10 protein-coding genes are annotated in these 11922 nt (G+C 28.1%); 9 read left to right on the top strand and 1 reads right to left on the bottom strand.

Annotated elements, in window-relative coordinates:
- Window position 1: 1 nt before the first annotated feature.
- Window positions 2-850: an SPOR domain-containing protein gene (locus CQA69_RS03575; RefSeq protein ID WP_137620460.1), complete on the top strand. Its 849-nt coding sequence runs from the start codon at window positions 2-4 to the stop codon at window positions 848-850.
- Complete coding sequence (locus tag CQA69_RS03580; RefSeq protein WP_137620461.1) at window positions 847-1632, top strand: shikimate dehydrogenase; 786 nt, start codon at window positions 847-849, stop codon at window positions 1630-1632. Before CQA69_RS03575 ends, CQA69_RS03580 begins: the two co-directional genes overlap by 4 nt.
- A 57-nt stretch (window positions 1633-1689) precedes the next feature.
- On the opposite strand, the gene CQA69_RS03585 is transcribed toward CQA69_RS03580, so the two are convergent.
- A complete protein-coding gene (locus CQA69_RS03585; protein WP_137620462.1) occupies window positions 1690-2556 on the bottom strand; it encodes a hypothetical protein in 867 nt (288 codons plus the stop codon).
- 93 nt (window positions 2557-2649) lie between these two features.
- Here CQA69_RS03585 and lgt point away from each other — a divergent pair, with 93 nt between their 5' ends.
- The 7 genes from lgt (at window position 2650) to CQA69_RS03620 (ending at window position 11732) form a co-directional block, all read left to right on the top strand.
- On the top strand, window positions 2650-3465 hold the full coding sequence (lgt, locus tag CQA69_RS03590; protein WP_137620463.1) for a prolipoprotein diacylglyceryl transferase: 816 nt from the start codon (window positions 2650-2652) through the stop codon (window positions 3463-3465).
- A gap of 64 nt (window positions 3466-3529) precedes the next feature.
- Window positions 3530-4264: a fumarate reductase cytochrome b subunit gene (locus CQA69_RS03595; protein ID WP_137620464.1), complete on the top strand. Its 735-nt coding sequence runs from the start codon at window positions 3530-3532 to the stop codon at window positions 4262-4264.
- 12 nt (window positions 4265-4276) lie between these two features.
- Window positions 4277-6268 carry a fumarate reductase flavoprotein subunit gene (locus tag CQA69_RS03600; protein WP_137620465.1) on the top strand — a complete coding sequence of 664 codons (1992 nt, stop codon included), beginning with the start codon at window positions 4277-4279 and terminating at the stop codon, window positions 6266-6268.
- Window positions 6261-6986, top strand: a complete 726-nt coding sequence (locus tag CQA69_RS03605; RefSeq protein ID WP_137620466.1) for a fumarate reductase iron-sulfur subunit — start codon at window positions 6261-6263, stop codon at window positions 6984-6986. The genes CQA69_RS03600 and CQA69_RS03605 overlap by 8 nt, the downstream gene beginning before the upstream one ends.
- A 33-nt stretch (window positions 6987-7019) precedes the next feature.
- The gene (locus CQA69_RS03610; protein ID WP_137620467.1) at window positions 7020-9206 is read left to right on the top strand and encodes a dynamin family protein; all 2187 of its coding nucleotides are present in this window, start codon (window positions 7020-7022) and stop codon (window positions 9204-9206) included.
- Complete coding sequence (locus CQA69_RS03615; protein WP_137620468.1) at window positions 9196-11025, top strand: dynamin family protein; 1830 nt, start codon at window positions 9196-9198, stop codon at window positions 11023-11025. The genes CQA69_RS03610 and CQA69_RS03615 overlap by 11 nt, the downstream gene beginning before the upstream one ends.
- Window positions 11025-11732 carry a tetratricopeptide repeat protein gene (locus tag CQA69_RS03620; RefSeq protein WP_137620469.1) on the top strand — a complete coding sequence of 236 codons (708 nt, stop codon included), beginning with the start codon at window positions 11025-11027 and terminating at the stop codon, window positions 11730-11732. Before CQA69_RS03615 ends, CQA69_RS03620 begins: the two co-directional genes overlap by 1 nt.
- The last annotated feature ends 190 nt before the right edge of the window (window positions 11733-11922 follow it).

Raw genomic sequence — 11922 nt, forward strand, 5'->3', positions numbered from 1 at the left:
TATGGAAAATAAAAAAAATGATTTTGATGACATTATTTTAGAAAAAAGCAATAAAAACGAAAAGATAAAAAAAATTCTTTTAAGAGTTATTGCTTTAGTTATTTTATTTCTAATCATTATGATTGTAATGAAACTTATTAATAGTGGAAGTGATGATAATAAAAATCAAACAGTTTTGCCAAGTGAGCCAACTACAAGTGTAGATCAAGATAACAAAACAGACAATTCTTTTGAAAACATGTCTATTGTAGATGATAATTCAGCAGAAGATCAATTTGAAGCTTTAAGAAAGCAAATTCAAGGTGAACAAAATGATAGTAGTTTAAATACAACAAATACTTTGGAACAAAATATGGATAATAATGTAAATTTGAAAATACCAGATCAAGAAGTATCTTCAGAATCAAATGTTGCAACAACTTCTGAAGAAAAGAAAGAAGTTTCTAAAGATACAGCAACAGTTTCAAAGATAGAGAATAAACCAAAAGAAATTAAAAAACCTGCTGTAACTACAACAAAAAATTCTCAGCAACAAACCAATGCAAAGCAGAATCAAAAAAGTACCAATGATTTATTTAAAAATGTAGATGCTAAACTTGTAAATCCGGACGGTTTAGCATCTGGAATTTATGTGCAGATTTTTTCTGTAAGCAATTTAGATCAAAAATCTAAAGAATTGTCAGCAGTTAGAAAAAAAGGTTATGAATATAAACTTTACAAAACAACAGTGGCTGGTAAGGAAATTACTAAAGTTTTAATAGGGCCATTTAATAAAAGCGAAATTTCCCAAGAGCTTGCTAAGATTAGAAAAGAAGTAGCCAAAGACGCATTTTCCTTTACTTTAAAATGAAATTTTTAGCCGTTCTAGGCAATCCTATTATGCATTCTAAATCACCTAGAATGCATAATAATGCTATTAAAATTCTTGGACTAAAAGGGATTTATACTCGGTATTGCTTAAATAAAGATTTAAATTTAAGAGAAGAATTATTTAGATTAGGATTTGATGCTGTAAATATTACCGCCCCTTTTAAAGAAAAAGCTTATGAGATTGCCGATTTTAAAGACGAAATTTCAAGTCAAATTGGCTCTTCTAATACTCTTTGTTTAAAAAATAATAAAATTTATGCTTATAATACTGATGGAATAGGTTTTTTAGAGGCTATTAAAGGGTTTGAAAATATCAAAAAGGCTTTAATTTTAGGGGCAGGTGGAACTGCTCTTGCATTAGCTTACGTTTTAAAACAAAAAGGAATAGAAGTTTGCATAGTTAATCGAAATGATAGAAAATTTCAGTATTTTAATTCCTATCAAACTAGTCTTTATAAAAATTTAAAAGATTTTTATTTTGATTTAGTTATTAATTCTACATCTGCTGGTTTGATAGACGAAAGCTTACCTTGTGATAAAAATGTTTTAGAAAAAATTTTAATAAATGCACGATTTGCTTTTGATGTTATTTATAATAAAGAAACACCTTTTTATAAACTTTGCAAGAAATATAATTTAAAAGTAAAAAATGGTTTTGAAATGCTTTTATGGCAAGGGGTTTTTGCTTTTGAGATTTTTTTTGAACTCAAAAATAAAAGAGAAGAAATTAAAAATGCAATGTTGCAAGGTTTAAAATTTTAAGTTCAAATTTCTTTTATTGAAGATATAGAAAATTCTTAGCAAGAATTTTCTAAAAATTTATTCAAAAATAATTACTCCGTCTCGATCTTGGTTATTTGAATTTTGATTTTCTGTTTTACTAGGGGTATTTTCAAAAGTATTATTTTGTTTAACAGGAGGTGCTTCTTCAAAAGAAGTATTTTCATTAAAACTATTAAATTCTGTAGAGCCTTTAGGTGTATATTTGTTCATATCAATAGCCTTTGAGAGGTTGCTATAAAGAGAATTTAGCGTAGTTTTGTAAAAAGTTAAAAAACTTTTATCGATTTCAAAAGCAGGACGTTCTAAACCTTTATTGAGTTGAGTTGGAACTGTAGATATAGTTGTTTTAAACATATCAACTCCATCAACATTTTTTATAGGATAAACGAGTGAAATTAAAGAATCTAGTTTTGTATTGCTTGAAAAATTGGTAGAATTTTGAGGATTATGTGCATCAATGAAACTTATTTTTCCTTGAAAATTTATACCTAAATTTGATTTAATAAAATCTCCACTCATAAAACTATTTTCCTTTTGCACATCCCTTTCTTCTATGTAGACATTGATCAAGCTTTTAAGTATATAATCAGAGTTAGAATTTACTATCTTATATCCTTTTAATTTTGCAACTGTTATCATTTGTTCTTCTAAATTTTGTTTTAAAAGCTCAATTTCTTTTTCGATGCGAATTTTAAGTACAGAATTTTCAAAATAATCAGAATAATTGTTATTTTGTTCTATAATAATAGGCTCAAGAGAAATTGTAACTTCAGTATCTGTAGGTTCTATTTTTATTGGGACTTGAGGTCTAAAATTAGGCATTGAAATATTTACAAAGCTACTGCTAGTATTGCTACAAGCAACTAGAAATAAAAAAATAACAAATAAAAAATATTTTTTCATTGTTCTATCCTTAAATTATAAAATATTATATCTAATTATAGCAAGTTTAAGTTTTTTTGCTATATTTTAAAAAACAAAAATTTAGGAAAATATATGGAATTTTGGAGACATATTTATTCAAATTTTGATGTGGTTGCATTCAGTATTTTTGGCCTTAAGGTTCATTGGTATGGGATTATGTATGTATTGGCTTTGATCTTAGCCTTAGCCTTAGCTAAATTTTTTTCAAAAAAAATGAATATGGGTATTAGTAATAAATGCTTAGATAGTTATTTTGTTTGGGTGGAAATTGGGGTGATTTTAGGCGCAAGACTTGGATATATTTTAATCTATGATAGTCACACAATGTATTATATTGCTCATCCTTGGCAAATTTTTAATCCTTATATTGACGGTGAATTTGTGGGAATTCGTGGTATGAGTTATCATGGAGCTATTGTTGGTTTTTTAATAGCAACTTTTTTATTTTGCAAAAAACACAAAGAAAATCTTTGGAGATTTTTAGATCTAGTAGCTTTAAGTGTGCCTTTAGCTTATGTTTTTGGACGTATTGGAAATTTTTTAAATCAAGAACTTTTTGGTCGTATAACTGATGTGCCTTGGGGAATTTATGTAAATGGTGTTTTAAGGCATCCATCTCAGCTATATGAGGCTTTTTTGGAGGGTATTGTTGTTTTTATAGTCGTTTATATGGTAAAATTAAAGCAAAGTTTTTGCGGAGAACTGATTATTATTTATGCATGTGCGTATTCTTTAGCACGTTTTATTTGTGAATTTTTTAGAGAGCCTGATTTTGGAATAGGTTTTGTTCTTTGGGGTATGAGTATGGGTCAGATTTTAAGTTTGATTATGTTTGCTATAGCTTTGTTATTTTATATTTGTATAAGATTTAAAAAAGTAAATATTTAATTTATATTAAAGATTATTGTAATATAATCAAAAGATTTTTAATTTCTTTATTTAAGGAGTAAAGATGAATGAGCTTATCGAAGGGTATTTGGGTAAAAGCATTGAAGGTAAGAAAAGCAAAATACCTGCAAAATTAGATTTTATCCAAAGTGCTTCAGGGCTTTTTTTAGGTCTTTTTATGTGGTTACACATGTTTTTTGTATCTACTATTTTAGTTAGTGAGGATTTTTTTAATTCTGTTGTTCATTTTTTAGAATTAAAATTTGTTTATAATAACCCTATTATGAGTTATGTCACCTCTTTCTTGGCCGCCTGTGTTTTAGTAGTGTTTTTTGTTCATGCTTTATTGGCTATGAGAAAATTTCCTATCAATTTTCGTCAATATCAGATTTTAAGGACACACGCTAAAACAATGAAGCACAGCGATACTTCACTTTGGTTGGTTCAAGCATTTACGGGATTTGTAATGTTCTTTTTAGGCTCTGCTCATCTTGTTTTTATTATCACTAATGCAGATAAGATTAGCGGTACTATGTCTGGAGATAGAGTAGTGAGCCATTTTATGTGGCTTTTTTATGCTGTACTTTTAGTATGTGTAGAACTTCACGGTAGCATAGGTCTTTATAGACTCTGTGTTAAATGGGGTTGGTTTGAAGGTAAAGATGTAAAAGAAAGCCGAAAAAAACTTAAAGCTGCTAAGTGGATAATAAGTATATTCTTTTTAGCATTAGGTATCTTAAGTCTTTTAGCTTTTATAAAAATTGGTTTAACAAGTTACCAAAATTCAACTATCTTATAATGGAGCAAATTTATGAACATACAATATAGTGATGCTTTAGTAATAGGTGGGGGTTTGGCAGGCCTTAGAGCTGCAATTGAAGTTGCGAAAAGTGGTCAAAGTGTAACACTTTTGAGTATTTGTCCAGTGAAACGTTCTCACTCTGCAGCGGTTCAAGGAGGAATGCAAGCAAGTCTTGGAAATGGTGCTAAGGGTGAAGGAGATAATGAAGATCTTCACTTTGCAGATACAGTTAAAGGAAGTGATTGGGGTTGCGATCAAGAAGTAGCAAGAATGTTTGCACAAACTGCTCCAAAAGCTGTTAGAGAACTTGCAGCTTGGGGTGTTCCTTGGACTAGAGTTACAAAAGGACCAAGAACTGTAGTTATTAATGCACAAAAGACTGTCATTGAGGAAAAAGAAGAATCTCACGGTCTTATTAATGCTAGAGATTTTGGTGGAACTAAAAAATGGAGAACTTGCTATATAGCGGATGCTACTGGGCATTGTATGCTTTATGGTGTAGCCAATGAGGCTATTAAACATCAAGTCAAGATTATTGATAGAATGGAGGCAGTAAGAATAATCCATGATGGCAAAAAATGCTTAGGTGTGATCGCAAGAGATTTAACTAATGGACAATTGATTGCTTATATTGCACGTGGAACAATGATAGCAACAGGTGGTTATGGTAGAATTTATAAACAAACCACTAATGCAGTTATTTGTGAAGGAACAGGTGCAGCTATTGCTCTTGAAACAGGACTTTGTAGGCTTTCAAATATGGAAGCGGTGCAATTTCACCCAACTCCTATAGTTCCAAGTGGAATTTTACTTACTGAAGGTTGTCGTGGAGATGGTGGAATTTTACGTGATGTAGATGGTTATCGTTTTATGCCTGATTATGAGCCAGAAAAAAAAGAGCTTGCAAGCCGTGACGTTGTTAGTCGTAGAATGATGGAGCATATTAGAAAAGGAAAAGGCGTTAAAAGTCCTTATGGAGATCATTTATGGCTTGATATCTCAATACTTGGTCGTGCTCATGTTGAAAAAAATCTTCGTGACGTTCAAGATATTTGCAAAACTTTTAATGGAATTGATCCGGCTGATGAGGGTCCTAAAGGTTGGGCGCCTGTTTTACCTATGCAGCATTATTCTATGGGAGGTATTAGAACCAAACCAACTGGTGAAAGTCAATGGTTAAATGGTCTTTTTGCTTGTGGTGAAGTAGCTTGCTGGGATATGCATGGATTTAATCGTCTAGGTGGAAATTCTTGTGCTGAAACCGTTGTTGCTGGGATGATTATAGGTGATTATTTTGCTAATTATTGTAAAAATAATGGCGAAATTGTTGATACTAATGTTGTTAAAGAATTTTTAACCAAAGAGTATCAATATCTTAAATCTTTAGTAGATAAAGAAGGCAAACATAATGTTTTTGAAATCAAAAACAGAATGAAAGAAATTATGTGGGATAAGGTAGCTATTTTTAGAACAGGAGAAGGTTTAAAAGAAGCTGTAGATGAACTAGAAAAACTTTACAAAGATTCTCAAGATGTAAAAGTGCATTGTAAAGAGCTTAATTGTGCTAATCCTGAACTTGAAGAAGCTTATAGAGTTCCTAGGATGTTAAAAATTGCACTTTGTGTAGCCTATGGAGCACTTTTAAGAACGGAAAGTCGTGGAGCACATTATAGAGAAGATTATCCAAAAAGAGATGATTTAAATTGGATGAAAAGAACAAATTCTTATTGGGTAGAGGGTGAAACTTTGCCACGTATAGAATATGAAGATCTTGATATTATGAAAATGGAGATGCCACCAGCATTTCGTGGATATGGAGCAAAAGGTAATATCATCGAAAATCCTTTAAGTGAAAAACGTCAAGCCGAAGTCGATGCGATTCGTGAAAAAATGGAAGCAGAGGGCAAAAGTCGTTATGAAATTCAAGACGCTTTAATGCCTTATGAACTTCAAGCTAAATTTAAAAAACCAAATCAAAGAATAGGAGTGGATTATGAGTAGAAAATTAACTATAAAAGCATTTAAGTATAATCCTTTGAGTAAAATTTCAAAGCCACATTTTGTGACTTATGAACTCGAAGAAACTCCTTTTATGACTGTTTTTGTGTGTCTAACTTTGATTCGTGAAAAGATGGATGCTGATCTTAGTTTCGATTTTGTTTGTCGTGCGGGAATTTGTGGATCTTGTGCTATGATGATCAATGGTGTGCCAAAGCTTGCTTGCAAGACTTTAACAAAAGATTATGAAGATGGAGTTATTGAACTTATGCCTATGCCAGCGTTTAGACATATAAAAGATTTAAGTGTAAATACTGGAGAATGGTTTGAGGATATGTGTAAGCGCGTTGAAAGTTGGGTGCATAATGAAAAAGAAACGGATATTTCTGCATTAGAGGAGCGTATAGAGCCTGAAGTTGCAGACGAAACTTTTGAACTTGATCGTTGTATAGAATGCGGAATTTGTGTTGCTTCATGTGCAACTAAGCTTATGAGACCTAATTTTATAGGAGCTACAGGCCTTTTAAGAACAGCAAGATATTTGCAAGATCCACATGATCATAGAAGTATAGAAGATTTTTATGAATTAGTGGGCGATGATGATGGTGTTTTTGGATGTATGTCTTTGCTTGCTTGTGAGGATAATTGTCCTAAAAATTTACCTTTGCAAAGCAAAATTGCCTATATGAGAAGACAACTTGTTGCTCAAAAAGACAAATAATAATAAACCTTTCCCCTTTTTTAAGGGGAAAATATGAAAGAATTATTTCAAAAAATTTGGAAAAATGAACTTCAGTTTTTGGATTTTAGTTTTCGTTTTAAAGATAAAAATCTCCTAGATGTGTCTGAGATCGCTATTATTTTGAGTGTAAATAAAGAAAACTATGAACAATATTTCCTTTTAAAAGAATTTAAAACTATCTTTGAAAAAATTGCTTTAAGGGTAGATATTTTCAGTATTCAAAAGGCTCAAATTTGTGCTATCAATCTTTTGAAAGCAGGTTTTATTAATAAACAAGAATTATTAAAGGCTTTGCAAATTTTACAAAAAATTACAGATAATGCTTTAATTTTAGAATTTATACAAACAATAAAAATACAAGACATTGATAAAAAAAAGTTATTTTTAGACAATTTTGACAAATTAGATTTAATTGCTTTAGAGCTTTGCAAATTAAGTTTTGATGAAAATACAAAACAAAAATTAGAGAAAAAAATAAATAAATTTAAAAATTTAGAATTCAATATAGCTATAACTGGCGTTATGAATTCTGGAAAATCTAGTCTTTTAAACGCCCTTTTTAAACAAGATTTTTTAGGAGTTTCAAATGTACCTGAAACTGCTAATTTAACTCTTATCGGTTATGGGTTGGAAAAAGAAGCTATAATTTATTTTTGGGATAAATATGAATGGGAGAATATTTTAAAAACTTCTTCTTTTAATAAGGAGTTGAAAGAATTTATCAATAAATTATCTTTAGAAATTAATATTGAAGAGTATATAAAAGCTGAAGCCTTAAATCAAAAAATTCAACTAGATCAGTTAAAAGAATTTAGCTCTGCAAAAAATAAAATTTCAGCTTTAATTAAAAAAATAGAAATTAAAAGCGATTTAGAATTTTTAAAAAATAATATTTCCATAGTAGATACTCCAGGTCTTGATGATGTAGTTGTCCAAAGAGAAATTTTAACTAACGAGTATTTAAAAGAAAGTGATTTTTTAATCCATTTAATGAATGCTTCTCAAGCATTGACTCAAAAAGATGTTGAGTTTTTAATCCATTGTTTATTGAATTCGCGTTTGAGTAAATTTTTAATAGTTTTAACAAAATCGGATCTATTAAAAAAAGAAGAACTTGAAGAGGTGATAAAATACACCAAAAAAAGCCTTAGAGAAAAACTTAAAAATATAGATGAAAACTTAGTTGAAAAAATCGATTTTTTGTGCGTGAGTGCAAAAATGGCGAGTGATTTTTATAAGGGCATTGTCAATGAAGAAAGTTTGAAAAAAAGTGGAATGAAAGAATTTGAAACTTATTTATTAAATGAGCTTTATTCTGGAGAAAAAAGTAAAACTGCTTTAGAAGCTTATAAAAAAGAACTTTTTTTAGAATTAAATCATATTTTAAGCATATATGAAATGCAAAATAAATTAATAAAAGAGAATGAACAAGATTTAAATGAAGAAAATGATCAATTTTTGCTTGAATTTGAGGAAAAAGAAAGAATATTGAAAAAAGCAAAAGAAGAAATTACTCATACTATTGCAGAGCTTAAAAATTTAGAAAGCGGAATTGATAATCTTGTATTGTTATTAGCAAAAAAACTTAAAGAGCGTTTAATAGATGAATTGAAATATTCTAAAGATAAAACGAAAAAAATTGACATTAATCGTATTTTAAATATAGTCGATATTACAATTAAAGATGGCATTAATGATATTTTAAGAGAGATTAAGTTTGAAAATATAAAAAAAATTGAAGAAATAAAGGAAAATTTAGCTTTAAAATATGACTTTTTGAGAGAAAATTTTAATGATGGTTTTGAAAATTTTAAAGATAAAATTTCTAAAAATATAGAAAATATTTTTAGCAGTGAAAAATTTGTATTGTTAAAACTTCAAATTAAAAATATTGTTTCACAGAAAGCTAATTTATTTGATCTTGAAATTAAATTAGATGAAAGTATTAGCGGTGTTTTTCAAAGTTTTAATATAAAGGCTATTTTAGAACAGCTTGATATCAATGGAACATTTTTTGTTTTTTTAAACGAAAAACTTAGAAATTATGAAAATATTCAAAAAGAAAAATTAAATAATCTCAAGAGTTTAATGAGTAAAATTAAAGATAAAAATGCAAATATATTAAATTCTTATAAATCTAATTTAGAAAAAATTTCTAGATTACAACAACTTAGAACGGATCTTTTAAATGCAAATTGATATTTTAAATCATTTTATAAAGGCTTATGAAGATGCTTATTCGAATGATTTTGATGATAGCTTTAAAGGACGCATTAAAACACTTTGTAAAAAATTAAATGAACCTTTTATGCATCTAAGCCACGAGTTAAACAAAGAATTAGAAGAATTGGTCTTTTCTTTAGAAAAAAATATCAATGTTGCTATAATCGGGCAATTTTCGAGCGGTAAATCAAGTCTTTTAAATTTAATTTTAGGATGTGAATGTCTGCCTACGGGCGTTATTCCTGTAACTTTTAAGCCCACTTTTTTACATTATTCTAAAGAGTATTTTTTAAGAGTGGAATTTGAAGATGGAAGCGATATAATCACGGATATAGAAAATCTTGCACAATATACTGATCAAAGAAATGAGCTTAAAAAAGCTAAAAATTTACACATTTTTGCACCTATGCCTTTATTAGAAAAAATTACCCTTGTGGATACTCCTGGACTTAATGCTAATGAAAATGATACCTTAACAACATTAAAAGAATTAAAAAATATACACGCGGCGATTTGGTTAAGTTTGATTGATAATGCAGGTAAAAAAAGCGAAGAAGATGTTATTAAAGAAAATTTAGAGATTTTAGGCGAAAATAGTATCTGTGTTTTAAATCAAAAAGATAAATTAATTCCACAAGAATTAGAAAATGTCTTAAAATATGCTAGACAAGTTTTTTCTAAATATTTTAAAGAAATTATTGCTATATCTTGCAAAGAGGCTAAAGTCAAAGAAAGTTATAAGCAATCAAATTTTGAAGCTTTATTGAGTTTTTTGCAAAATTTAGATGAAGAAAGTTTAAAGCAAAAATTTGTAAAAAGAAAAATATCAGCTCTATGTGAAATTTTAGATAATGAAAATAAGCTTTTTATGGAAATTTTTAATCAGCTTTCAATGAAATTTCAAATTTATGAAGAACATTTAACTTCCACTTATGAAAAATTTTTAGAGGAAATTACAGTTGTAAATTATCAAATTTTAAATCAACTTAAAAGCATTGGTGAAAAAATTTCAAATGAAATTTTTAATTGTGTCAAAGAGAAAGAGGCCTATTTTTATAAAAAATCAACTAAATTTTTAACAAAAAATTTCTATGTAAAATATGATTATAAAGCGCCTTTTATATCAAGTGATGATGCATATTTGGCAATGTTTTATAATTCTGATGTATTAAATAAGGAATTTAAAAAGATTAAAAATGAAATAAGTTATTCTTTTGAAAATATCAAAGAAAAATTAACTCAATTTGTTAGTAGTTTAGAAAAAGAAATTTTGCTATTTAAGGCTGAATTTTCAAATATCCAAAAAGATAATATCTTCCAAAGTGATAAAAATTTTAGCGATTTAAGGGTTTTTTGTAATGCAAGTGAAGAATATTTTTTAAAGGATTTTAAAGAGCTTTTGTATAAAAATTTATTAGATCTTGATTTGTTTTTTGAAAAACTTAATTTAAAAGCTTTTGCAAATTATGAAAATGCTACAAAATTAAGCTTAAGTTTTTTTAGTAGAAAAATAAACGAAAGTCGCACTCTTTATGAGCTTGATAGCTCAGAATTTGTTTTATTTTATCCAAAAAAAAATGAAATTTATGAAAGGGTTTTGAAAGAATTAAATGTTTATGAGTTTGAAAATTTACTTATTGATAAACCAATTATTGCTAAAATTGCTAAGAATTTTTTTGAAAAAAATAAAATTTTAATCGAAGAAAAAAAACAAATTATAGAATTTAAAAAAACTGAACTTTATAAAAGAAAAAAACAAATCGCAGATTCTCGCGATCTTTTAAAGGAAATATAATGTTTAAAACAATTTTAGTATTGATTTTATCTTGTAAATTAGCTTTTGCCTTAAGTGATTTGGAAAAAGGTTTGCAATTTTATGAAGAAAATGAATTTTCAAAAGCATATGAAATTTTTGAGAGGCTTTGTGAAAAAAATAGTGCAAAATCTTGCTTTTCTATGGCTTATATGATTGAAAATGCTCAAGGGGTACAAAAAGATATCAATAAAGCTTATAAATTATACGATAAGGCTTGCACTTTAGGTTTATTTGAGGCTTGTTTTAATATGGGTTTGACTTTGCAAAATCAAGGATATATCAACGAATCGATTTTAGCCTTTAATAAGGCTTGTAATTTAGGGGACGCTAGAAGTTGTAATAACGTAGCTTTGTTTTATGAAAATGATAAAGATGGCCAAATGTCAACAGAGTTTTACAAAAAATCGTGCGATTTAAATAATGCTCCTGCTTGTTATAAATTAGGATTTTTATACGAGAGAGGTGAACTGATTAGACAAAGCAAAAAATATTCTTTGGCCTTTTATTCCAAATCTTGCACCTTAGGTTATGCCGAAGCGTGTTATCTTCTTGGGCGTTATAACCAACTCGAAACAAAAGACTTACAAAAAGCTAAAAGGTATTTTGGTATGGCTTGCGATAAAAAACATAAAGAAGCTTGCGCTGCCTACAAAGAATTAAATTCTAAAGCTATAGAAATTTATTAAATTTTTAATGGTGTTTTTAAATTTCAACTAAATTTGTTACATTTCGTAACTATATTTAAAAAAATATAAAAAATAAATTGTAAGATTTTATCTAAAAATTCATTATAAACATTATCCAAATATCTATAAAATAGAATTTTTAAGAATTTGATTAAAATTATCATTTATGATAAAATGATTTTATGTTATA

The sequence above is a fragment of the Campylobacter estrildidarum genome, from assembly GCF_005406205.1.
Taxonomy (GTDB): domain Bacteria; phylum Campylobacterota; class Campylobacteria; order Campylobacterales; family Campylobacteraceae; genus Campylobacter_D; species Campylobacter_D estrildidarum.

Coding starts and splice junctions, on each gene's coding strand:
- CQA69_RS03595 (WP_137620464.1), top strand. CDS start 3,530: ATGAATGAGCTTATCGAAGGGTATTTGGGTAAAAGCATTGAAGGTAAG.
- CQA69_RS03615 (WP_137620468.1), top strand. CDS start 9,196: ATGCAAATTGATATTTTAAATCATTTTATAAAGGCTTATGAAGATGCT.
- CQA69_RS03620 (WP_137620469.1), top strand. CDS start 11,025: ATGTTTAAAACAATTTTAGTATTGATTTTATCTTGTAAATTAGCTTTT.
- CQA69_RS03585 (WP_137620462.1), bottom strand. CDS start 2,556: ATGAAAAAATATTTTTTATTTGTTATTTTTTTATTTCTAGTTGCTTGT.
- CQA69_RS03580 (WP_137620461.1), top strand. CDS start 847: ATGAAATTTTTAGCCGTTCTAGGCAATCCTATTATGCATTCTAAATCA.
- CQA69_RS03605 (WP_137620466.1), top strand. CDS start 6,261: ATGAGTAGAAAATTAACTATAAAAGCATTTAAGTATAATCCTTTGAGT.
- CQA69_RS03575 (WP_137620460.1), top strand. CDS start 2: ATGGAAAATAAAAAAAATGATTTTGATGACATTATTTTAGAAAAAAGC.
- CQA69_RS03600 (WP_137620465.1), top strand. CDS start 4,277: ATGAACATACAATATAGTGATGCTTTAGTAATAGGTGGGGGTTTGGCA.
- CQA69_RS03610 (WP_137620467.1), top strand. CDS start 7,020: ATGAAAGAATTATTTCAAAAAATTTGGAAAAATGAACTTCAGTTTTTG.
- lgt (WP_137620463.1), top strand. CDS start 2,650: ATGGAATTTTGGAGACATATTTATTCAAATTTTGATGTGGTTGCATTC.